The 25,931-nt window shown below is 40.7% G+C and carries 14 protein-coding genes; 1 reads left to right on the top strand and 13 read right to left on the bottom strand.

What is annotated here, in order from left to right; all coding sequences use genetic code 11:
* Window positions 1-9: 9 nt before the first annotated feature.
* Window positions 10-3,084 carry a SusC/RagA family TonB-linked outer membrane protein gene (locus tag FBD94_RS12690; protein ID WP_131609928.1) on the bottom strand — a complete coding sequence of 1,025 codons (3,075 nt, stop codon included), beginning with the start codon at window positions 3,082-3,084 and terminating at the stop codon, window positions 10-12.
* A gap of 351 nt (window positions 3,085-3,435) precedes the next feature.
* Between FBD94_RS12690 and FBD94_RS12685 the strand changes: the two genes are divergently transcribed.
* A complete protein-coding gene (locus tag FBD94_RS12685; protein ID WP_136880425.1) occupies window positions 3,436-4,281 on the top strand; it encodes a ThuA domain-containing protein in 846 nt (281 codons plus the stop codon).
* A gap of 3 nt (window positions 4,282-4,284) precedes the next feature.
* On the opposite strand, the gene FBD94_RS12680 is transcribed toward FBD94_RS12685, so the two are convergent.
* From FBD94_RS12680 to FBD94_RS12625, 12 genes are all read right to left on the bottom strand, one after another.
* Window positions 4,285-5,313, bottom strand: coding sequence for a glycoside hydrolase family 18 protein (locus FBD94_RS12680; protein WP_136880424.1), 1,029 nt, complete (start codon window positions 5,311-5,313; stop codon window positions 4,285-4,287).
* Between the two features lie 53 nt (window positions 5,314-5,366).
* Window positions 5,367-6,608, bottom strand: coding sequence for a DUF5009 domain-containing protein (locus tag FBD94_RS12675; RefSeq protein ID WP_235884459.1), 1,242 nt, complete (start codon window positions 6,606-6,608; stop codon window positions 5,367-5,369).
* Window positions 6,580-7,350 carry a ThuA domain-containing protein gene (locus tag FBD94_RS12670; RefSeq protein WP_136880423.1) on the bottom strand — a complete coding sequence of 257 codons (771 nt, stop codon included), beginning with the start codon at window positions 7,348-7,350 and terminating at the stop codon, window positions 6,580-6,582. The genes FBD94_RS12675 and FBD94_RS12670 overlap by 29 nt, the downstream gene beginning before the upstream one ends.
* A gap of 14 nt (window positions 7,351-7,364) precedes the next feature.
* The gene (locus FBD94_RS12665; protein WP_205945878.1) at window positions 7,365-9,149 is read right to left on the bottom strand and encodes a glycoside hydrolase family 9 protein; all 1,785 of its coding nucleotides are present in this window, start codon (window positions 9,147-9,149) and stop codon (window positions 7,365-7,367) included.
* A gap of 25 nt (window positions 9,150-9,174) precedes the next feature.
* Entirely contained in the window at window positions 9,175-10,524 is a 1,350-nt protein-coding gene (locus FBD94_RS12660; protein WP_169472293.1) for a DUF4998 domain-containing protein, read from the bottom strand.
* A 21-nt stretch (window positions 10,525-10,545) separates the two neighbouring features.
* Entirely contained in the window at window positions 10,546-11,769 is a 1,224-nt protein-coding gene (locus tag FBD94_RS12655) for a DUF5000 domain-containing lipoprotein (protein ID WP_136880421.1), read from the bottom strand.
* A 19-nt stretch (window positions 11,770-11,788) separates the two neighbouring features.
* Window positions 11,789-13,720: a RagB/SusD family nutrient uptake outer membrane protein gene (locus FBD94_RS12650; protein WP_225874739.1), complete on the bottom strand. Its 1,932-nt coding sequence runs from the start codon at window positions 13,718-13,720 to the stop codon at window positions 11,789-11,791.
* Window positions 13,721-13,762: 42 nt separating this feature from the next.
* The gene (locus tag FBD94_RS12645; RefSeq protein ID WP_205945877.1) at window positions 13,763-16,981 is read right to left on the bottom strand and encodes a SusC/RagA family TonB-linked outer membrane protein; all 3,219 of its coding nucleotides are present in this window, start codon (window positions 16,979-16,981) and stop codon (window positions 13,763-13,765) included.
* A 553-nt stretch (window positions 16,982-17,534) separates the two neighbouring features.
* Entirely contained in the window at window positions 17,535-19,391 is a 1,857-nt protein-coding gene (locus FBD94_RS12640) for a 7TM diverse intracellular signaling domain-containing protein (protein WP_131609922.1), read from the bottom strand.
* 146 nt (window positions 19,392-19,537) lie between these two features.
* Window positions 19,538-20,965, bottom strand: coding sequence for a sugar MFS transporter (locus tag FBD94_RS12635; protein WP_136880420.1), 1,428 nt, complete (start codon window positions 20,963-20,965; stop codon window positions 19,538-19,540).
* A gap of 79 nt (window positions 20,966-21,044) precedes the next feature.
* The gene (locus FBD94_RS12630; RefSeq protein WP_136880419.1) at window positions 21,045-23,663 is read right to left on the bottom strand and encodes a glycoside hydrolase family 2 protein; all 2,619 of its coding nucleotides are present in this window, start codon (window positions 23,661-23,663) and stop codon (window positions 21,045-21,047) included.
* Window positions 23,664-23,671: 8 nt separating this feature from the next.
* Complete coding sequence (locus FBD94_RS12625; RefSeq protein WP_136880418.1) at window positions 23,672-25,921, bottom strand: GH92 family glycosyl hydrolase; 2,250 nt, start codon at window positions 25,919-25,921, stop codon at window positions 23,672-23,674.
* Window positions 25,922-25,931: the final 10 nt, after the last annotated feature.

Raw genomic sequence — 25,931 nt, 5'->3', positions numbered from 1 at the left:
TTAAGATCATTATAATGAGATATTAAGACCTAGGGTATAGAATGTTGGCGTAGGACCATCATCGGGATCATTTTGAGGATCCCAGTATTTCCAATCCGTAAAGACAGCTGCATTGTTGGCATTCACATAAACCTTTGCATTTTTTATCCTCACCTTACTTAAAATGCTTTGTGGTAAGGAATAGGCCAATGCAATGGTATTTAACCGAACGAATGAACTTTTGCGAAACACATTGAAACTCGTTCCGCTCGTGCCTGAATTTAGGCGTGAGAAGTCATTAATTGGATTTTGTGGCGTCCAATAAGGCTGAACATAGGAAGACATACGGGCAAAACCTACGCTACCCGGTTGGTTCTTAGCTTGGTTGTATTGTCTTTGTTGTCCCCAGTTTGAAACCAACTGGAAGGAGAAATCGAATTTTTTGAATAAATTAAACTCATTTCTCATCGCCCACATAAACCTCGGTGTCTTGTAACCCAGATATTGTTTATCGGCATCATCATAAAGATAATTCCCGTCTACATCCTCCAACTTAAAATCTCCGGCTTTAATTGCGCCCTTAGTAAACTTGTTGGCTTCGGCCATTTCACTTTCCTGCCATACACCAAGAATCTTGTAATCCCAGATCACGTCAATGTCCTTCCCGATGAACCACCCATTTGCAGGTTCATTGGCACTAGTTGTCAACCTGACGATTTTATTTCTGTTCAAAGAAAAGTTAAAGCTGGTGTTCCAGGTCAGATTACCTTCTGTAATGTTTCTAGAGTTTAGACTGATCTCTAATCCTTTATTGTTTACCTCCGCAAGGTTAGAATAGTAATTTAGATACCCTGAAACCGGTGGAAGAGCGGGCCTTACCAGCAAATCAGTCGTTTTTTTATCATACACATCTACTGAACCACTAATCCGGCTATCCAATATACCAAAATCAAGTCCTACATTTAGAGACGTTGTTTCTTCCCATTTAAGATCAGGATTACTTAAACGTGTACCAATGACTACCGTATTTACTTCTGAAGCTGCTCCAGAACTGTTTACCGTTTGATATTTCCCTATGTTTAACTGCGATAAGGCCGCATATGGATCAACAGTCCCGTTATCAGGATTACGAAGATCTCTGTTGCCATTGATACCATAAGACACGCGCAGTTTTCCATAATTCAACCATTTAACGGATTCAAGGAATGATTCTTCCGTAAAGTTCCATGCGAAGGCTGCTGCCGGAAAAGTTGCTCTTTTTGAATTGATACCAAAAACAGAATAACCATCTCGGCGAACAGACAAGGTTAGGTTGTACCGCTGCATCAGGCTATAGTTTAGCCTGGCCATCAAAGCATCTCCAGTATACACCTTGTCCTCACTATTGACACTCGCTTTAATGCCACTTGATACGTTATGAAAGCCCAGAAGATCATCGGGAATAAGTCCCTGATTCCCTGCCTCAGTCCACCAGGTCTGGTATTTTTCTGCATTAGCCAATAAAGTAACATCAAAACTATGAACACCAACGGTCTTGTTCCATTTCAACAGATTATCTACCTGCCAGTTATACCTGGTTTCATTAGCCCTTGTCACAACCCCGCCTGGGGTAGTCACGTTTGGATTTCTAGACGAGCTGTAGTTGAATGTACGATAAGAATCAAGTCCTGGACTAAAGTTAATCTGATAGGTAATTCCAAAAGGCAGTTTTGCTCTCGCAAAAAGACTTGCAAATAGCGTATTCTGCTTATCTAAACGATCATTATAGGTCATGTTAAGGAATGGATTCCTGGCATTTAATCCATTGTCGTCGGTTGGGATCCTGCGCAACGTACCATTTGCATTATACATATCACCATAAGGAGAAAGATTGGTCAACTGGGTCCAGTCTGCTGCAATAGAACCTTCATCTCTTGCGGCAAACTGTAGATTTAAACCTACAGTCAGGAATTTTGCAGCTTGCCCTTCCAGATTAACCCTGGACCGGAATGTATTGAATTCTGCGCCTTTGATTACATTTTCATTTTTCTGATAACCTAAAGACATGTAATAACTGATCTCCTCTTTTTTACCGCTCATACTCAGAGTATGATCCTGACGGAGCCCAGTCCGGAAAATTTCATCATACCAGTTTATCGTTTTGCCATCCAGGTAGTTCTTCTTTTCATTGGCTACCAGTCCCAATCTATTGAGCCATAGATCTACTGGATCGCCCGTTTGCCCATTCAACCATTGGGTCATCGTTACCCCTTCAGGTAGATTCCTTGGATCATTATAAAGATAGGGAGCCGTAACGGCACCACTTCTCATCACATCTCCACGCCAATTGATGAAACCAGGTCCATCATAAACGTCCATATTCTGAGATAGCGTAGCAATTCCAAAGTTTGAATTGAGGTTTATTGTTGGTGTATCACCTTTTCCCTTTTTGGTGGTAATTGCAACTACACCTGTAGCAGCCTTTGCACCAAAAACGGCTAATGAGCTAGCGTCTTTTAATACATCCACTGATTCAATGTCATTCGGATTAATGTCTGAAAGCTGTCCGTTGTAAATTACACCGTCCAATACAATCAATGGCGCAGTACCAGCACTTAACGTTGTCTTGCCCCTTACCAATAGGTCACCACCACCTTTGGCACTCGTATTCATACTCACGGAAAGGCCCGCAATATTTCCCTTTAGTATATCTGCAACACTTTGCGGGTTTTCATTTTCCAGCTGCACCGCTTTCACACTTGAAATGGCGCCGGTTACATCCTTTTTCTGTGCTGTTCCATAACCGATCACGACTACTTCAGAGAGACCTTGTGATTCTTCAACCAAAGTTATATTGATCTGGTTGCGATTGTTTACAGTAACTTCCTGTGTAGTAAAACCCACCGCTGAGAAAATCAATACCGCATTTCCAGAAACAGAAATACTATACCGCCCATCTGCGCCGGTGGATGCACCAATTTTAGAATTTTTAAGTTTTACGGATGCACCAGGTAATGGTGATCCATCTTTTTCTTTCACAGTCCCTGTTATGTCTCGCCCCTGACCAAAGGACAATACATAAGCAGATAGAAAGAACACAATTAGTAGTGTAATTCTTTTTTTCATCTTTTTGCTTGGTTAGAATTATAAATGGTGAGGTAAAACTATTCGATTAAAAGCATAAGAACAAGAAAAATATTTCATAACTAATTGAAAAACAAATAGATATAACAAAATACAATACACTTAAATCGCAAGAATAAATATGGTTTTCCACTGATTATCATACTGTAAAGCGACTTTCTATTTTTGATGGTGATACACTATAAAAACATCAAAAAAAAGTTCAAAAAAAATGAAATAAGGCTCAAAAACAGGCCCATACCTCCTTTAAATAAGCTTTTAAGAATCCGGGCCTTATGTTTTTATCCTAAAAACTTATATATTAGGTTAAGAACAACTAAAATTCCCAAAAACATGATATTTTCACATTTAACCATTCGGGTTACCTTGCTCTGCATTTTGCTTTTTTCAGGTTTCCATGCCCTAGCAAACATCCAAAAACCTGTGTTCAAAGTCATTGCCTTTTATACAGCAAAAAATGACCAGGCCCATATCAGTTATGTTCATGAGGCTAATGAATGGTTCCCTAAAATGGCCAAGCAGTATCAATTCAGTTATGACACTACCTCTAACTGGAGTAATATGAATCCAAAATTTCTATCACAATACCAAGTTGTTTTATTTCTGGATACCAGACCAGAGACACCTGAACAAAGAGCTGCTTTTGAAGCGTACATGAAAAACGGTGGGGGGTGGATGGGCTTTCATTTCGCAGCCTTCGCACTGGCAAAATCGACATACCCGGATAATTGGGATTGGTACCATCATGAATTTTTGGGCTCTGGTGCCTACGGCAGTAATACATGGAGACCAACATCGGCCATTTTAAGAGTAGAGGATCAAAAGCACCCAGTGACAAAGCAGCTTCCTGTAACTTTTAAATCTTCACCAAATGAATGGTACCGTTGGCAAAATGATTTACGAAAGAACCCCGATATAGATATTTTGCTCGCTATAGACAGTAGCAGCTTCCCTGTAGGTACCGGCCCAAAGGACTACGAAATTTGGCATAGTGGTTATTATCCGGTAGTGTGGAGCAATAAAAAATATAAAATGATGTATGTAAACATGGGCCACAACGACATTGATTATGAACATAAAACCAATAAAACGCTTTCTCTGACTTTCGACAATGAAGTTCAGAATAAAATGATCATCAATGGCTTGTTGTGGCTTGGCGCGGATAAAAAACGCGGCTGAGTTTTATTTATTAACGCCTGAATAGACGGCTTTTCTTAAAACCCCATCTTCAGTATCTCCGCCATACTCCCAATACATAGCACCGAGCATCCCGCGACTCAGGATGTAACTGCATTTTATTGCTATGGATTCAGGACTTTCATAAGAGCATACAAATTCGCCCTTGTCATTTTCCAAAAAAGGTACTTTAGCCTCATCATCCCATTGATTTTTAAAACCATTTAATTTTACCACTTCCTTATAATCAATAAAATTAGCAACACCGTTTTTTCCATGTCCATAAAAAGGAATGCCCAAAACTAATTTATTTAAAGGCATTCCTGCTTTTACATGCGCAGTTACCCCTTCATCCACGCTAATCCAGCCGGTATATTTGGAACGGTATAAACCTGCATTGTGATTAGGGGGATTGCCCATATCATAAGTCATAATGTTCACAAAATCGACAAGTGGCTCGATGGTCTTAAAATCGACATACTTTGCATCAGCAACAGAGGCCAGTGTTAATAATTTGCTTGTCCCAATCTTGTTTCTGATGGCCTTCATCATTAAGCTATAATTTTGCGTGTCTTCTGGAGCGGATGATATTTTAGCCGCAGCACTTGTAGGATACTCCCAGTCAATGTCAATCCCATCAAGCTTAAATTCATTTATTACCCTTAGACAATCTTCAGCAAACTTATTTCTATTGTCTTCAAGTGCAGCCATTTCACTAAACCTTCCGCTGCCCCATCCACCAATAGAAATTAAAACCTTTAACTCGGGATATTTAGCCTTCAAATCGGTCAAGCTTTTAAGTCGGCTTTCATTGTCAATACGAATTCCATTAAAATCGTTATTTACATGCCCAAAGGCATAATTTATGTGTGTGATGTATGCCGGATCAGGCATTACACTGGTCCAGGAAGTAACGTAAGCTACAGTTACCTTTTTCGAAACATTTGTTTGTTGTTGTGCCTTCTGTTGTCCCTGAACAACGCAAGTACAGCCTATAAGCCAGATCAATACCAGAGATGGAGTTAATTTTATCATGTTTATTAAGTTTTAAATGTAGTAGCTATATTTCTATTTAAGGTTTATACAATTTAGAGTTTTAAACGAATGTTAATTTTTGAAAGCAAAATAGAAAATCCAATCATCGCCAATGCCCAGACCAGTGAGCCTACAACCGCTAGAAGCTGATTTGCATCTTGTTTATAGATAAAAATATGCAATCCCATACCCCAACTCATAAAGTAAATCACGTCGGGTGCCAGGTAAGTTGTTAAAGAATTTTTACCGGCAGCCCCAAACATCCAGCCCCAACTGCTTTTACCTTTTATATCCACCAGGAAAAACAAAAGTGCATAGATCAGCATGCTGATACCGTTACAAACCATTGCCCAGCTCGGCGTACCAAATATTTTGGAAAGGATAAACCAGTTGCGAAGAAAAAAACCAAGTCCAAGGCAAATTACCCCTAAACAGGCAATGACTAAAGCTATTCTTTTTGAACTCATTTCTTTCTGTCCAAGCAACAGTCCCACCGTTAAACCAGCCAAAACAATTGAAGGTACGTTTCCGTCTATTATAACCCCAAACACTGGATTTAAAAAGTCGAGCCACCCCAACATTCCAAGCTGGGAGAGGACATTCAATCCAATGAAAAATATCCATAAAGCGGCAATCGGCAACAGTTTTGACTTTAAAAACAAACAACCTAGTGCAGCTACAAAATAACCCCAGCCAATCAATCCCAAAATCCCCCACCATTCAATTTTCAACCAGGAAGGATGTTCGGGTTTACCTGACTTGAATATGGCCACAAGCACAATCAGCCCAATAAAGCCTAATATTCTTAATCCACTAAACCAATATTTACAACTCTCTTTTTCCGGATAATTATTCCAGATCAGGAAAATAGAAACATAAAGTAGTATTGCCCAGAGGTTATTGTCCATACCCGTGAGCTCGGAATTTAAACGCCCGGAGTTGAGCATTAATACACCTATAAGCAAAAGGCTCAATGTTCTAATGATAATGTGCGAGAAAATATACAGATCTGAATCCCCTTTCTTTTTACGGGATGTAATTGCATATGGAATGGACATCCCAACCATAAACAAAAAACCTGGAAAAACCCAGTCGGCCAAGCCCATCCCATCCACCTCACCCTCTGTATGCAGCAACCAACGAGGAACACCCCGCTCATACAGATCATTTACAAAAAGCATGAGAAAAAGGGTCAATCCTCTCATGATGTCAATCGATAAAATCCTTTGGATTTTTTCTGGAATAGCTTTGGTCATGGTGTGTTCTTTATTTGCCGGCTGCCCATAAAATGGCATTTCCAAACATGGTTTTAAATTCTTCAGACTTCAGTAAATTGGCATGATGTCCCATCAGGAAATAAACATTTCTGGCCTTCATTTTTTCATTGATCCAGATCACTGGGTGATCACCCATTTTAATGGAAGACGCAGGTTGATAGCTCGCTTCATCTACATTGGCCAGTACCTTAGCATTTGATCTCGGGTTTTTATCAAAAGTATACCACTCGTCGTCGGGAATAACAAATGAAGCGGGCAAGCCTTTCATTATCGGATGCTTTTTATCTTCAATATGTACGGTACCCGAAGCACGGGCAGCGATGTAACTTTTGAAACGTATGCCGCCCATAAAACCCGAGAACCAATTCCACATTGGGTAGCCATCAAACTCACCAAGCAAGGTGGCATGATGAAAACCAACCCAGCCGCCATGTCCCTTTTCAATATATCGCTCAAAAGCTGCTTTAGACTGATCCGTCCATGCATAAGGCGGATAATTCAATTGAATAAACAACTTATAATTGGAAAGATAATCTGCATCTACATCTTTAAGATTATTGATGATTGTAATTTCGAAATTATGATTTACCGAAAAATCATTAAGCCAAGCCAAGGCTGCGACTACAAAACCTTCATGCCCTCCTCCCCGCTCTGTAAGTACCAGCGCTTTAAATTTAGGCGGCTTAGCATTAACATTGGCTGTAAACACCGTAAAAACCAATATCAGCAATACAATCTGGTTAATAATTCTATTCTTCATATACTTTATACGTTTCAATTGACTGACATCCCTGCTACGGCCTGTAAAAACCAGCCAGTGTGAGGAATCCACTGTTCAGTCCAGCGCCATTCATTTCCATTATCCTCGATTTTAAAATCAATACCTGTTCCATCCCCATTTCCGTCTTTCCCCGTAATTCCATTTGATATCCCGCCCTTTCCGGTACCGTGACCATACATAGCACTCATGTGAGGGACATTTTTTTCTCCATACCCGTACATCATACACATATTATATGGGTTACAGCCCAAAATCCAGGAGACCAGATTACCAGCAAATTCTGAAAGCTCCGGTTTCAGTCCAAATGGTCCTTGACCGGGATAAACCAAACGGCCACCAACAATTGCGGCAGCAGCCAGCGAACCTAATCGTGCATTTTCACCCTGCCACCACCAACCACTTTCATTTTCATGGGGAATAAAAAAACCATTTTGCACTTTCCCTTTGTAAAGAAAACTCTGTCTGGGATAGCCAAAAGGGTTTGTGGTTTCGCTGGTTACTTTAAGATTATAATCAAGCGCCTTTTTGATGGTTAACAAAGCTAGATCTCTAAATTCCTTGTCCCTTTCTACATCAAGGTACCGGGCAAGCGCTATAACAGGTAAACCAGCATCTGCGGCATGCCAAAACGGGCGATCTTTGTCATTAGCGATGAAGTAACCCGCTGGAGAGAGACGCTTACTAAGGTTGTTTGACCGTAAACGGGCCTCATTGCGGTATAATGTTTTACCTGTAACCTTCCAAAGTTCTACGGCGGCCATCAGGGCACAATAATCATCAATGATGTTATCTTTATGGTCATCTGCATATTGTGTACTAAATTTCTGCAAATGCACAAAGGCGATTTCCGCAGCATCCAGATATTGTTTTGAAGAAAATTCACCATGCATCTTCCATCTTGATACCCGTGCAAGCGCTGCGATGGCCATCCCACCACCTTCCCTGTAGGCACATTGGTAATCTGCTGTTGTCTTACTATCTGCCAGCAAACCAACTATTCTCCTGGCATTGGGGTTCTTATCAAAATAGCTAAAAACAGTCATGTAAAAATATCCCTCGGCAGAAAGCGACCGCATCAGGTAATCCGCCCCATAAAGTGCTTCTTTAGTAAGTGCCTCCTTACTTCCGATCTGATCCAGAAAGGAAGGAATGGTTTCTACCGTATTGGTCATAGACCAGGTAACCATGGGAATTTGTTGGGGCAGCATAAAATTGGTATAAGCTAAATGGGAAAAATACTTACTTACATCGCCAGAAGCATCACACCATCCACCGCTCAAATTAACCGTCTTTTGACTTCCATATAGCTGGACGTTTTTGTCGGCTTCCTGCTCCTCAGGCGAGTTTGCCCTTTGATGGTTGAAGAAATTCACAATTGCGGGAATAGCAATTTTGCCAATCCCCTGCTCTTCAATTTTAAAACCGTAGGAATTGTAGGTTCTCCCTTCCACCAAAAGCCGGACATAATAAGTTCCAATCACCGAAAGTCCAGAAAAATTAACCTTGCTATACCAAACATCCATCCCCCAGTCCGCTACACGTTCTGATCTGCCTACTTTTCCGGAGAACAAAACAACCGCATCCCCTTGCTTAACCACCTGAAATTCCAGGTTATCTGGCAAAGGGTGGTCACTTTTAACTACGGCCTGTTTGGGGCCCTTAAGATTATACGCAACCTGATTAACCAATATATGAATCGGTTCTACTGTTGCTGCGCCGGAAGATGGGACTGACACAATTGTCATTCCCATCAGTACCAGCACAACTGCCATTATCATATTGATATTTTTGGACACCATGTACTTAAAAAGCCAAAGATTTCATTCTTACACCAGATATTTTCACGTATTGATTGGCTGTCCCAGTACCATTAAGGTTAGCAACAAAACCAAATGAAACCCTGGTCTCTCTTTCTATAGTAAAATTAATTGCAATGGTATATCCCTGTGCCGCAGTCGTTATCTGCATATAACTTGCATCTGTACTAAGACCCGTAAAATTAATTATTGACGGACGCTTTATCAGCTCTGAAATGTCTGGAATATCCGTACCAGCCTTTGCGACAAAGTAGATAGCGGAATTCGCACTTGCATTACCGACCCGAGCTTCAAGACTATATTCCCCTGCCGGTAATAATTTAGATTGATAGATCTTACCATTGCTCATCGTATTCAAGGTTGGAGTAGTCCCGTTTTTTCCAGCTTCGAGAGACATTGTGGCAAAATTAACGACTGTTTCTGCAGTTCTTTCCACCCATGTTCCATAGGTATCAAAAGCAGTCCCCCAATTGTTTGCCTGAGCATTAGAAGTCCAGCCTGCCAATCTCCTCCAGGTTGCAGCATTTCCGGCAACCACAGCGCCTTGCGTTAAACTAACAGGTAAAAATTGTTGACCGGTTGTACTTTTCGGGTCCATTTTTCCAGGATTATCAATAAAACTGGCTGTAACATCAGTTCTTGCATTTATCCCTCTACGGTAGTCCGTATAGAATGTATCTATCGCTAAACTATCCGGAAGATATACAGTCCTGTAATCAAAAGTAGTTCGGTATTTATAATTCAACAACTGAGCAGTTGCTGAGTTGGTCAACCTTTTCGCTCTTGCCGCCGCATTGGATGTATTGGTATACAAAATATCCATGTAAAGCGCTCCACTCGTTTTATCAAGCCCTCCCCAGGAAATGGTAGCTGTCGAATTTTCAAGAGAAACATCTGACACAGGCATATTAACCAATGATGCTGCATAATTATTACCATACACCTTTACACCACTCTTAACAACCGGTATAGAGGCATGCATTTGTGAATCGTAGGTAATGACTTCAAAGTTATAAGACCCTTCGAACAAATTACTCACATATTGCTTAAGTGTATCTACGGCTAGTTTACGCGTAACAGGCACTATTAAAGAATCCTGTCGACTGTTCCAATAGATTTTACAGAGGGTGATTTTACGATCAGAAATAAATAGCCCTTGAACCAGCACGCGATTCCGTCCTGATCGTATGATCAAGGAATCCACTCTGCCGGTATAAGATATTTCACCGTCCCTAACATACTTTTTAAAATCATCCATCTTTGTGCAGGATGCTATACCTGCCATGCATATCGCAAGCAGGAACAATAGAGATCTGATATTTAGAATATTCTTCATTTCCATTCAATTAATCATTAATTATTTAGGATTTCCGTATGCCTGAACTTCCGTAATCAATAGGAAATTCGTCCCCTGCCAGTTACTTAGATTTTTTATTCTCAGATAGCGTAGTTTAGGAACATTGATATCAAGATCCCAGCTAAATCCTGCCTGTGCGGTGGTTAAATCCTCATCGCTGACTTCTCCATATGGTAACCCGGAAGGTTTCACAGATTGATAGGTGCCCAATTTGTACCAGCTGTCATATGATCCATCAGGATTAGGATTTGCGGAACCCCATATTTCAAAGTTTTTCATGTTCCCCCTATAAAAGTATGTCTTTCTTGCACTAATCGTTTCAGGGTAATCCCAGATCACAAGGCGACTAAGTTGAGCGGTCTGACCGAGATCAAATGTAATTGAATGTGGGCCTTGATCTGTTACGGTTGGCGGTGTATAAGCACAACTTGGCCAAGCCACTGTCTCCCCATCCCACATCCTTTTTATCCCCGTTGCATCTATTCCATTGTTCGAAAAATTAGCTTTCTGATCTCCAGGCCATATTACCCCTGGCATTTCTTTATACAAAGATTTAGCGAGTGGCATTTCAAATAGCGGGGTAACTTCGGCAAATAGCGTATCTGTTTGGTTCAAAAACCGATCGCGGATAACCACTGCTATTTTAATAGGAACAGTCTCTAATCCTCTTATATTTTTACTAACCACCTCGGCAGCCGTATAAATACCATCAAACGGAACCCAACCTTTATAGCCTTGTTGTCTCATCGGAATAATCGACAAGTTTGCTTTGCCGGTGTTCGTTAAAGAAACATTAATCCCTCCAAAAGCCGCCACAACCTTCATGGTTCTAAAAGCAATTTGTATTGCATTTTCCAAGGGCTTAATCTGAACGGTTATTGGAGCAGAGGGAACTTCACTTTTATTAACTACCCTCAAGGTTACCGTATGTACTTCTGTATCACCAAATCCATCAACCACCATCTGACTGGTATAAAAAGAAGCCCGAACCTCACGTTTAGCACCAGATAACAAAGTATATTCTGCTTTTACATAAGCGATGTCATCATCCGTAGGCAAAGTATAAGTTAGGGTAGCTTGCCCAGATTGGTTGAGTACTTTGACATTGGATACAGTCCCCGGTGGAGTCATATTATTGCCTAAAGGGCCAATGATGTCCTTTTGGCATCCGTATAGCACGATGAATATCAGCGCTATCATTAAAATTGATTTAAATAATTTCATTTCTATTAATTTAAGGTGACTACCATCCTGGATTCTGAACTAAATTTGTGTTTACTCTGAAAGCTCCGGTTTGAATTGGCCATAAATAGTCTCTCGGAGCAATAAATGTCTGGTTGTAAATTACTCTTGGCTGATAATAACCTATAGCAGAACTTTGACTGATCGTCCAACCCGTAATTGCTGCATTTAATTCTTCAGCAGCCGTCTTCCATCTTCTAAGATCCCAAAAACGACTTCCCTCAAATGCCAGTTCGATACCTCTTTCTCGTCTGATCAGTTTCCTCATGTAATCCTGATTACCTAATCTTGCACCTCTATCTTTTGTAAACTGTGTCCAGGATTCCCGAACGCCTAATAGTCCAGCTCTTACCCGAATCAAATCCAGGTATTTAAAGATATCCGGATCTGTTGGACCATTCGCTTCATTTAAAGCCTCGGCATACATCAAGTACAAATCAGCCAATCGAATTTCCGGCCAGTCATAGGGCTTAACTGTATTAGAATTTGAGGAATTAGTCAGGTTAGCTTCCACTAATTTTTTAATAAAATATCCGGTTTCGTTATAATAGCCTTCAGCCCCTGAATTACCGGGTTGAGTATATTTTGCCTGCATATAGAAGGTTCCTTCATCACCACCACCTGCTCCCGGATTATTAGCGACCATATACCACACACCCCCATCAAATCCAAGATCGGCATAAAAACGAGGTTCACGATCAAAGTTAACCCGCGCCGTTTGGTAGCCTTGACTAATTGCAAAACGTTCTTCATTTGTTGCCGTACGCAATTGGTTTTTTATAGAGAAATCAAGCTCACTATCTTCATTCATCGGCACTCCGTTCTTGGTATAAAACAAATCTGTGATCTTCAGAGGAGCAGAGAGCTGTCCATTTGAGTTATTCGGTGTGAAACTAGCGGCAAGACATCCCATAGCAACCCGTTGAAGCTGCCCCGCGTAACTATTGGACAAGCCCCATACCCGCTCTGTGTTCCATCTCTCTGAAATCACATTTCTCAATGTCATTTGCTGATTGGTAAATGGTGACAATACCGATGATGGTACCGCTGTATACAGTTTAATTCCCGCTTGCTCACAAATATCAATGGCAGCTTTTGTGGCTAATGCTGCACGATCCCATTTGGTTTTATCAAAGATTGGGTTTACCAATTGAGTTCCGTCTTTATTTTTAAGGGATGCGTAATCCGGATTACCATTAAACAATGGACTCGCGGCCAAAATCAATAATTTCGCTTTTATAGCCAAGGCGATCGGCTGCGTCATCCGACCAAGTTCTGTCGCCCGCTCACCTATCACAACAGGAAGGTAAGGAACAGCCTCGTCAATTAGGTTAACCACATAATTCACACAGTCATCAAAAGGCGCTCTGGTTACCATCATGTCGGAAGTAGGCGCATCGATGTCAATGTTTTTGTCAATAAGCGGAATGGGGCCGTAAGCTCTTAAAAGTTGGTAATTATTAAATGCTTTGAGAATTTTTGCTTCTGCCAACCAGCGCGACCTCATATCGGATGTCAGGTCGTAGACCTTTTCTTCATCACTCACATTTTCTATGAATATATTACATTGTCTGATCGCTTGATATCTTCCATTCCAAACATTCGAGATTGGACTTGCAGCAGTTTGGCGCCCCAGGGCTATATCCCACATCATCAACGCACCTCTGGTATCAAATGTGCCCCTGCGGCTACTGGGTATCCATATTTCATCGCCTCCAAGAAAACCAGGATTACTAGTTGGATTTCCATCATTAGGCAAGTAAGAATAGCAACTGAACAAAAACTTTTCTGCCTCGCTTTTACTGGTAAAGGCGTTGTCGATCGTAGGCACATTATCTGGAACTACATCCAGGTATTTTTTACAGGAAAAATTCGCAAATATTAATAAAGCTAATATTGGCCAAATCTTTTTTGATTGCATTATATTTTTCATCAGAATTTATTTTAATAATCTATATTAAATCAAGAACTAAGGTCAAAAGCCAATATTAACACCCAGATTATATATCCTTTGAAGCGGATAGTCCAGGCCATTTCCACGCACTTCCGGGTCCCATAATTTGAACTTGCTTATCACAAAAAGATTCCTTGCGCTTGCATAAATCCGGAATGAGCTTAAACCAACTCTTTTTTTGAAATTGCCTTTTGGCGTATAACCAATTTCCACTTGCTGAAGCCTTAAAAAAGCACCATTACGCAACCACCAACTCGAATTAACGTAATTATTGGGCGTTGCAACACTGCTTAAACGCGGGAAAAATGCGTAAGAATTTCGACTGTCTTCAGACCAATGGTCATCAGCGACGGCTTGCAATACCCGGGTTTGATATCCGCCGATTTGGAGAAAGGGAGCTATACCACTTTTACTCAAATTTTCGGTATCAAATCCACCACTATTCACAAAGAAAGCAATACGGGCATTCCCCTGCATTTGTGCGCTCAGGTCAAAGTTTCCGTAGGCAGCAGAAAATCCAAAGCCGTAAGTAATTTCCGGGGTATTAGGTAGCCCCATAAAAACCCTATCGTCATCATTAATAACGCCATCTCGATTCACATCTCTGTATTTGATATCCCCGCCTCTTACTTCCATATTTCCGGCTATCGCTTTCTGGCTTGGTGAGTTGGCCACCTCTATATCATCTGTAAATAAACGCTCCGCAATAAAACCCATCATTTCTCCAGAAGAGTGACCTACTCTGTACAAATGAGCCAGACTTGCCGGATAAACCGGTTCATCATATTTTACAATTTTATTTGTTGCAAATGTAAATGTGCCCCTTACCTGAACAAATCCTCCTCTAAAGGACTTGCTATAATCGGTTTGAAAATCAACACCTTTACTATCCTGAACACCCACATTAGCACTTGCATTTGCGACTAAACCCATTGTTGTTGGGATGCCACTTCGTACTTGCAAAATATTAGAGGTCCTTTTCTGATAGGCATCTATAGTGAAATTTACAGCATTGAAAAAGGAAAGATCCAAACCTATGTTAAGCTGCCGCGATTCCTCCCATGTAATTGCGGGATTGGCATATCTTAAAATACTCACTCCATTTCGGTAATATAGTGTAGTAGGATCCTCACCAAATGAGGCTCCATTACCATTGGTCAGATCTATATTCGATAAATAAAAGAACCTATCCGTATCGTTTCCAATCTGGTCATTACCATTAAATCCGTAGGAAGTTCTGATTTTAAATAAGCTTACCACCCTACTTAAAGGTTTAAAAAACTGCTCATTAGATAAAACATAACCAACACCTATAGAGGGGAAAAAACCAAAGCGATTCTTTTCTGCAAACCGTTCTGTTCCATTGTATCCAAAGTTAAATTCGGTCAGGTACTTATCGTCATATCCATAAGTAAATCTACCTGAGAGGCCAACATTTCGTTTTGGCAATGAATTTTGCAAGCTCCCCGCATTACCAGAAAGAGAGTTCCGTAAAATTCCAACGAGCATTCCACCCACCGTATTTTTTTTAAATACCTGATTATAATTAATGGCCGCCTCAGTGTACAGCGAAGACTTGATATCTTTAGTTCCTTCACCATAACTTAAGTAATCACTACCCACCTGGCCGACATTGGTTGGACCTCCATTGTTTAGTTCAGTTAAAGTAATATCATTCCCGTCGATTGAACTGGCATTGTAATAAAACGGGCTATAAGCACGTGAAACTGCATAACTATTGTTACGTTGCACATAGCCCATAAAGCGTGCTTTCAAGCCCGGAAGTATAGCAGCTAAATCCTGATTCACTTCAATCTGGGGTTGAAGATTAGAAGTATTAGATTGCTTATACCCTCTAACAAGGTCGGCATACGGATTAATATATAGGTTCCCACCAATGATAGATCCTGGGACATTCTCTACCACAGCATTACCGAATAAAACATGTTTTACACGTGGCGCATAAGATGAAGGGAAAGTCATAGGGAAATTAACCGGATTTGAAAACATAGCCCTTTGAAAAACGTCCTTCCCGCTGCCAAGTGGGCCGTTGTAATCATCAAATTGGCCATATACCCTGATGTCGGCTCTTGTGGTTTTTGTTAAATTTAAGGTCACATTAGATCTTATTGAATAATTGATCAGCTTAACGTTACTGTTAAAATTATTTAATTGATCAACTTTGTAGATACCGTTATCTATATTCAAAGTCCCGGCAACATAGTAGCTGGCCTTATCAGCACCACCAGTTACACTCGTATTGAAACGCTGATTGTAAGTATAATCCTTTATGGTCTGTTTTATCCAGTCATTGCTTGGGTACAAATAAGGGTTGGCCGTACCAGACGCAGTCCGGTCAATCTTGGTCTGAGAATAAGGGATGGGATTTAGCGGATTCCTGGTTAATGCAGCTTCATTCGCCAAATTCATATAGGTAATATTATCTGTGTATTTAAGATTTTCTGTATTACCAGATATGGTATGATCCGTACGGAAAGCAAATTTGGTTTTCCCCGGTTCACCCTCCTTTGTTTTAACTAAAATTACCCCATTTGCACCTCTGGCACCATAAACAGCCGCAGCAGTAGCATCTTTTAACACAGAGAAACTGGCAATATCATCCGGTTGTAAACGGGCAAGATCATTTTGTGTCGATTCGACCCCATCAATCAAAATCAGGGGGTCTACTTTACCTGCACCAAAAGAACCAAGCCCTCTGACAAAGAACGACGCGTTGTCGGATCCCGGCTCTCCCCCACTTTGATAGCCAATTACCCCAGCCAACCGGCCGGCAAGCATTTGGGTAAGGTTACTGGTAGGGCCCTTCAGTTCTTTCGGATTGATTGTGGTAACCGAACCGACCATTGTCATCTTCTTTTGCGTACCAAAACCCACTACGGCCACTTCATTCAATGAATTGTCATCGGCTTTCATCACGACATTCAGTACATAGTCGCCCGTAGCGGAAGCCTTAAGGCTTTTTATATCAAATCTTTGGGTTACATAACCAATAAACGAGATCGATAAAACACCAGTTTTGGGTGCTTCAATTTTATAATTTCCGGCTACATCTGTTGATGTCGATATTTTAGTTCCTGATACTAAAACACCAACCCCAGGTAAAGCGCCAACACTATCTTTTACAGATCCTCTTACTTTTACCATGTCTTGGGCTATGCCACTCCCAGATATTAAAATCAGCAAAAGAAAGATTAAAAAATCGCATAATTTATACTTCATAATACATATTTGTAATGGTTTAGGTATTGTTAATTAAATTTTAGGCCATAGGATTCCACTGACAGATTTTAGGAATCTGCCTTAGTTAAAATGGAAATACGATAAATTGCCTGTGGTTAAGGAAGTGTGAGTCTAAGTTTGTTCATGTGGTTTGGTTTAGGTTTACAATTGGTTAGTTAGCAAAAGCGGAAAGTTTTAGGCAGTTCCGATTGTTAATTGTGGTAATAAATTGTTTTGTAGAAATTGAACACGACAGGTCTGTCGATTCACAGGAGCAGTAATTCTTTTCATCGTTTATTTGGTTAGAATGAGGTTTAATAACGTAAAGCTATTCCAATCATATGACAAGTGCAAGAAAAATAAATCATAACACATTGATAAATAATAACTTAAATAAAAAGCAATACACTTCATTTACAAGCATGAATAGGGATTTTCTTTAATCATGATGGCTTTAACATGTATTCGTCCTTTTGTGACGATACGCTAAAAAAACATTAAAAAAAAGTAAAAAAAATGCTATTAACAGTCAACTAAGAGGCGATTTCATTACTTAAGACTCAAAAATTAGCTTACTCCATCCCCCTTCGCCCGCATTTTTCAACTCTTTTTTTCTTTCTTCCAGTATCTTTTGCATTTTACTGTTGTATGCCCAGCAGGTTCCTTGCCGGATCAAGAGTAACTGGGACAGTTTATGAGAGGATATTTTACCTTTGGTAGAGTAAACAAGAAAAAGCATGTAGAAGGCTTTATTGATTGGAATCCTACTGTTCTGAAAAATGGTATAAGCAATAACAGACTCGTCGTATCCACATTTTGTACATCTGCGGCTAAAAGGTAAAAAACCTGAAAGATATTGTGTATTCTGGCACTTCCTACAGGCATAGCCGTTTGCCCACTTTAATTCGGACAGGTATTTAAAGCAGGTCTCCCTGTCTGGATATATTTTACTGAACTCAGCAAAATCAACTTCATCTGACATTACACGTGCACGCGTTACCTTTTCAATATTCAAATGCAGCTCCTGGTTGTCCTTTTCCAGCATTGCATTCATCAGCGAGATTTCTTCATTCTGCTTCTCGATAGTGGCGGCTTTATCACTCACCTCTTTTGTTCGTTCATCAACCAATACAGTGAGCTCTTTATTCAATGTATCTTTCAATCTTTCATTGATCTGCAACTGTTGAATCATTCTCCGCTGTGCTTTATCCTTCTTTTTTCTTAGCCCCCGAACGCTATCGCCAATAGCAAAGGAAACCAGAATCATTTCAACGACAAAGCAGAAGCTTAAGCTATAATGAGTGATCGGCCCATAAGGAAGCCAAGGCACATTTAAAAGTACCAATGCTTTAATAACCAGTCCAAGAAATAGAAATGAATAGCCTACCACAAAAAAACGGCCCGGCTTATACCCTCTTTTCCAGATATAGATCCCTGAGCCTAGAGCAAGGGCCAGAGGAATCACTTCAATCATTTTATAAGTAAACAAATGACGATCGAACAGGCAGCAGATAAAAAAGACGGTTCGAAGAACGATAACTGCAATTATACTCCAGTAAAGTCGGGGAGCCTTGCTTTTTACGTACAGAAAATTTAGGGTAAAAAGCAAGCCAAATATACTGCTGGAATACAAAAATACACCATAAGCATATTGGTTCCATTCAGGATGATTAGGCCATAAATACTGAAATGCAACTCCATCAACACACATTTCATACAAACCAATACTAAGGTTGTACGCTACATAATACAGGTATTGCTTTTGCCGAACGGCCAAAAACATCAAAAGGTTATAAAAGCTAAATACCACTATCATTCCATAAAAGACACCGAAAAAAAGATATTCCTCAGTCGCGTAATGAACAATCCAGCGAAGGTTTCTGAGTACGACAATAACGCTGGCCGTTTGCGAAGATTTTACCCTTATGTAATAGGTTTCTTCCCTTGCGTTGGAATTGTCCAGATTGAATAAAAAGTTCTTATGGGCATATTCTCTTAGGCTAAAATTGTACTGCGCACCAAATGTGTATTTCTTGTAGGTATTGTTTCCCTCGGGCGCATACAAATTGATGTCATCAATGGTCTGATCAAAAAATTCAAGCACCCAATGTTCTTTTGATTGTGGAACAAACGCAATTCTTATTTTAAACCAATAAGCAGATTTAGGATTAGGACTTTTGGGGGTATAAACCTTACTTTTTGCGAAGTGAATATCTGTTCTTCCTTTTAGGATGTCTTCAAATTTCAAAGTACCACTCGTATCTTCGAATTGCTCAATCTCCCCATACCCAAATATATGATGTGGTACTTGATCATCAATTTTAACAGTCTGCTGTGCATTACAGAAAGAAAGCATGAATCCCAAAAACGTAATGGTAATAAAGAAAAATACCCGGACAAATTTTATCATCTATTGTTGATTTCTGATTGTACTATGTGCTATGGCCATTTGTGACCCCTGCCCATAGCGGTCAATTTATACAAAAAATTGGGTTATGTAGCTTTTTAGCTCCATAACCCAAATCATATGCCTCTAGACAAATCACTGTATTTTTATCAATGACCTGACCTTGCTGGCTTTTCTAATATGGTAGATTTGAATTTCTTGAAGCAGAACATACCGAACCAGGCTACATACAAGTAACATACGGCAGGTAACAGGAAGGAATTCTGAATACCAATCGCATCGGCCAAACTACCTTGTATCAATGGAATTACGGCTCCGCCCAGTATGGCCATCACCAACAGAGAAGAACCCTGACTTTTATATTCGCCCAGTCCTGAAATAGAAAGGGTAAAGATATTAGACCACATAATCGAGTTGAAAAGGCCTATCCCCAAAAGACACCACATAGAAAGCGCACCTCCTGTAAATACCGTAATGAGTAGTAGTGCAATATTAATTACCGCAAAAATGGCAAGCATCAAAGCTGGAGCAGATTTGCCGATGCTGAAGCCTACAAGGTTAATGACAATAAAGATGATGAACCACTGCATCTGTGCAAAATCAAGATCTACAATCGTGTAAAGCAATACAAATAGACCTACACAAACCAATACCATGTACAACATTTTTTTACTGTTACTCAGCACATCATTCATGCTGATGGCCCCTAAAAATCTGCCAATCATGGCACCGCCCCAGTATAGAGACAGATAATTTTTAGCTACCGTTTCTTTTAATCCCATGATATCGCCATGTTCCAGGAAACTGATCATGAAACTACCAATGGTTACTTCGGCACCTACATAAAAGAAAATAGCAAAAATCCCACCTTTTAACTGCGGGAATCGTAGTGCCCCCAGACCATCCAGCGCCGAGTGATCACTTTTAAAATCAGGTAACTTTACTTTATAAATGAAAAGGGTTAGTAACACGAATATGCCCGAAAATATAAGGTAAGGCATTTTAGTAGCGCCAGCAGAAAGATGCCCATTTGTGGCGAAAAAATGAAAGATCAGATAACCACCAAAAATTGGAGCGATGGTGGTACCAAACGAGTTAAAGGCTTGTACCAGGTTGAGTCTGCCGGATGCGGTGCTTTCTTTTCCCAATAAGGAAACATAAGGATTTGCCGTAATCTGTAGTAAGGTAAAACCCAGTCCTAAAATAAAAAATGCGGCCAGGAATAAACCATACACCGACAGCATTGCCGCCGGATAGAACATCAGACAGCCCAGCGCCGAAACCACTAAGCCTAGCAATAAACCATTTTTATACCCGATTTTATTAATAGGATCCCCTTTAAAATGGGAGATCAGGAAATACACCAATGAGCCAATGAAATAGGCCCCAAAAAAGCAAAACTGAACCAGCATGGCTTCCAGGTAATTCAAGACAAACAGTCCCTTCAAGTGAGGGATCAGGATATCGTTCATGCAGGTGATAAATCCCCACATAAAAAAAAGGAAAGTAAGGGAAACCAGAGGTGTAGTATAATTTTGCCCTACAGGGGAATTTTCTTTTTGATCAGCAGTCTGCATTCGTTTATAGTTTTGGTTGTCGAATATATAAATATTTTATTTATCCATTGTGGTTCTATCTATAGCTATTTTAACCGGGTTATTTTTTTATTGGGAATAGCTGCCTTTTTACATTCCAGCCATAAACCTCTACACTTAAAGACGTGCTTCCTTGTTCAGTAGCCCCTACAACTATCATTTTTTCTTCACCAGGCAATACACTCAAATAATTATCGGAATAGAAAGCAGGAAGAATCCGTTCGCCGGTTGTGGTGTTGACCAGGGCCACCCGATTAAAAAAGGCCAGGGTGTTGGTTGCATCATTTTTTAACCTGACTTCAATTTCCCCTTTTGTTGTCTTCGTAGCTGTAACTTTTAATTCAGCCGATTTCATCTGCCGCAGGCCGGTATACTTTCCGTCCGACCCCGGCAGCCAGTAGAAATTTTCACTCAATACCTGTTGCTGGGGATTTAGCAATTTCAATAACACAAAAGCACCATCCTTGTTCTTCATTTTCTTTAACTGCGTCTGGATCGGAAACATCCGCTGTACTGTCGAAGGTGCGATTTCGGCAAATGCCTGCACCTGATCCTGTAGTTTCCCGTCCAGGTCATATATACTGGCCTGCACCATGATGTTACGCTGTGTAGCAAAACCATTATTGACTACAGTAAGCATACTATCCAATGGGTTCATCATAATGTGCAGCGGTTCCGCACCTTTCCGGGTACCGTATAAACAGGCATTTACATCCAGGTAATAATCGTACATCTGTCCACGCATAGATGTCCATGGGTTTTGGGTTTTCCAGATGATCGTTCCAGTATACCAATCCCACATGTGGGCAGAAAAACCTTCCATCAATGCGCGGTATTGGTCATAATTTACCAGCTGCGCTTTCATCGCAAAATCTCTCGCATCTTTCGCTTTCCCGTAAGGATCAATGTGATGATCGTAGGGAATATATTTGTGGTAAGCCCATACCGAATCTGGCTCCTGCCCGTTTTGCGGTGCAATCATATTTTGCTTCGGAATAAAGCGCTCCAATGAAGCATAGTCGCCAACCCCTACTGAGCCGACCTCAGAATTGTAAGGATAAGTTTTGTAAGACCAAAAAGTTTTAGGGTCCTGGATGTTATATGGACCATCGCCATTTCCACCAATGGAATTGTAGGACATGTCGTTGGTATTGGAATAATCAAAGAAATAACGTGTGCCATCTAGTTCAGGAAGAATCCTCTCCTTCAGTGGGAGCAGAATATCATCCGGCGGGGTAATTTCATTGCCACCGCACCAAAAGGCCAGGGAAGCATGGTTCCGGATCATCTTGATCTGATCAGCAGCAGCGGTCAATACCAGTCCATGATCATCTGGGTATTGCCTGCGGGTCCACTGGTCGTCCTTTTTCAAAGGATCCTGCCATTTACCATTGCAATCGCCACTGAACCAGAAATCCTGAAACACCAACATACCATATTTATCACAAGCCTCATAAAACTCCGGTCTTTCGATAATTGCACCACCCCAGATCCGAATCAGGTTAAGGTTCATATCCCTATGGAACCGCACCTCGGCATCATAACGCTCGTTAGAAAAGCGGAGCATCGCATCAGAAATGATCCAATTGCCGCCTTTTATAAATATCTTTTGTCCGTTTACCAGGTTTTCCCTACTACGGGTTTGTTCGTTCCAGCGGGTAGAGATTTCTCTAACCCCAAACTGAACATTTTCCTGGTCTGCGGTTTTGCCCGCAGCATCAACAAAGCTAAAACTGATTTTGTACAATGGTTGTTTACCATAGCCGCTTGGCCACCAGAGCTTCGGATTTTTCAATTCGAAATCAGGTAGCTTTACGGTTTTCTTTTCTCCCGATTTTAAAACTACAGCTGTTTTAATAACCTTACCATCCAGGGTGTATTGGATGAATCCGCTAACGGTCCGGTTTAAAGGATTTTCTATTTCGCATGAAGTACGGATCATGGCAGGCTGCTGGATACCTTCTGGCAAACGGATGCCCGGCACCAGGGTCACCACATGCGGATTTTCAAGGTTTATACCTTTAGTTTTTTCGATGAAGACTTTATCCCAGATTCCTGTATTGCGGTCACGAACAGGTTGAATCCAATCCCAGCCCGCAGTATAGGCGGTAGTTAAACCTTTAGCGATGGTACCATCACCTCCCTGCCCACCGTTTGGTGCACCAGGGAAATCTGGTGGATAAACCAATATGGCCAGTCTGTTCTCTCCATTTGCGGCCAAAAGTTTGGTAATGTTGTATTGTTGGCGCAAGTGCATCCCTTCATGTGTGGTAGCATTTACCTTTTTGCCATTCAAGAAAACTTCACATTTGTAATTTACGCCTCTTAGTTTTAACCAAATTTGTTCATCACCCACAGCAGTTTGGGTAAAAGATTTTACAAACCAGTAGGTATAATAAGCATTGCCGGTATCATACACATCTTTGATCTGCAGGTTATTCATCCCATAAAAAGGATCGGGAACTTTTTTATTGTTCAGTAAGGTAGTCAGTACTGTTCCAGGAACTGTTGCCGGCATCCAATTGTTTAAAGAATATCCTAATGTAGAGATTTGACTGCCGCCAACCTGTACTTCTTTAATATTTGCACAGCGCCATCCATCAGTTAACTCGTACCGCTGCTGCGCCGACAAAGTTGAAAAAGTAAATACGCAATAAACTAAGAACAGCATTTTTTTCATAGTATTTATTAATAGGCTAAAGGTTTATTACCCATGTAAATTTTCATTTCCCCACCGGCTACAATGGTATGATGCGTAACAAATGATTTGGTATAAGGTTTATGGTTCAGTTCAATTTTACGGATATAGGGATTGTCCTTGCTATTCCCCATAACGGTGATGCGGAAGGTTTTATTTCCCGGCAATTTTATGGTCGCCTGATCAATCAAAGGAGAACCAAATACATATTCTCCGCTCGTGGGGTGAACAGGGTAAAAACCTAATGCAGAAAACACATACCAGGCACTCATTTCTCCAGCATCATCGTTGCCACATAAGCCATCCGGTTTGTCGGTATAAAATTGCTGATCTATTTGTCTAATGATTTCGGCAGTTTTCCAGGGTTGTACAGCCATACTGTACAAATAGGGAATATGATGATTGGGTTCGTTACCATGTGCATACTGGCCAATCAGGCCCGAGATATCTGGGGAAGTCTCTGCATCCAACTTTGATGAAATGGTAAATAAAGAATCTAATTTGGTCAGGAAAGGCTGCGTACCGCCAAAGCAGTTAATTAATCCCTTCACATCCTGAGGTACCAGCCAGGTATACTGCCAGGCATTGCCTTCGCAGTAATCGTTTTGCCTGTGCACTGCGTTATAAGGATTGAAAGGCGTTCGCCATGAGTCATCTGCCATTCGTCCACGGAAATGACCTGTACTTTTATCGAAATATTGTTGGTATAGCTTGCTCCTATCTGTAAAATATTTGAAGTCGTCCTTTTTCCCTAATGCTTTAGCCATCTGAGCAATGCTAGCGTCTGAAATTGCATATTCCATTGCTTTTGCAACAGATTCTTCCACCTCATCAGCAGGAATAAATTTCAGTTTCTGCATATATTGAATGCCATTCGTATCTTGCATTGCTGATTGGCGAATGGCTTTGTAGGCTAATTCAACATCATAATTTCTAAACCCTTTTAAATAGGCGTCGACAATAACCGGGACAGCCGGATAACCGATCATACAATTGGTTTCATTGCCATGTAGGTGCCATACTGGTAATTTCCCCTGCTGCTGATAGATAGCCAGCATGCTGTTTACGATATCGTTTACACGTTCGGGTTGTAAAATGGTCATTAGCGGGTTAAGGCCACGGTAAGTATCCCATAAAGAAAAGGTGGTGTAATTGTTAAAATCGGCTTTTTTATGAACCTTTTTATCTGCTCCACGATAATCTCCATTCACGTCATTAAACAAGGAAGGCGCAATCATGGTATGGTATAAAGCAGTATAGAACTTAGTTTTTTGAATTGGGGAGGCCTCAATTCTTACGCTGGATAACGCTTTTTCCCATTTGGCATCAGCTCGCTGAACTGCCACATTAAAATCCCAGCCTGGCAGCTCCGTTTTTAAATTGAGTAATGCATTGCTTGCACTTACTGGCGATATCGCAACTTTTACTTTTAGCTGTGCGTTTTTTTCCGCATCAAAAAATAAGGCTGCCTTTATCTCTTTGCCAGTGGCCTGTGTACCTTGCTGCAATGCTGAAACATTGTAGAGTTCAGCTTTGGTTACAGGAACAGAAAGTTGAATGGCAAAATAAACACGCTGATCTACAGCCCAACCTTTTGAGAAGCGATAGCCCTCAAAAGTAGTGGCATTGATCTGCTTGAAATAGGTTTCCACAGGTTCGTCCCAGCCCATGCCAAACCCAAGGTCTACCAGCAAATGAGCATTGTCCTTTTTTTCATAAGTATATTGATGAAAGCCTATGCGTTCAGTAGCAGTTAACTGGGCCTTTATTTTGTACTTATCCAGGTAAACCTCATAATAACCGGGTTTGGCTACTTCCTTTTGCTTAGAAAAGAAAGAACCATAGCCACTTTCCATATCATTGAATTTAGCCCTTACTACCTGCGTTTTACCATTTGCAGGCAGCAACAAAATATCATTCAGATCACCTATACCGGTGCCACTTAAATGGGTATGGGTAAAGCCCAAAATTTCAGGGCTATCATAATTGTATCCGCTGCACCAATCCCAGCCATTAAATTTATCCCAGGTTTGCATGATTTGCGAAGGGCCTAGCTGTACTGCTCCATGAGGAACATTTGCCCCAACAAAAACATGTCCGTGTTTAGCTGAGCCAATAAAGGGATTGACATTGCCGGTAAGCTTACTTTTTATAGTCGTTTGTGCATTTAGAACGGAACTAAAGAAAATGATGGAGAAAACCCATAAAATAGTAGGTAGTCGCTTATAAAAAAAATGCATAACATTTAGG

This window comes from Pedobacter hiemivivus, assembly GCF_005144565.1.
Classification (GTDB): Bacteria; Bacteroidota; Bacteroidia; order Sphingobacteriales; family Sphingobacteriaceae; genus Pedobacter; species Pedobacter hiemivivus.
The sequence above is the reverse complement of the archived record's forward strand: the minus strand, read 5'-3'. Positions and strand labels throughout refer to the sequence as shown.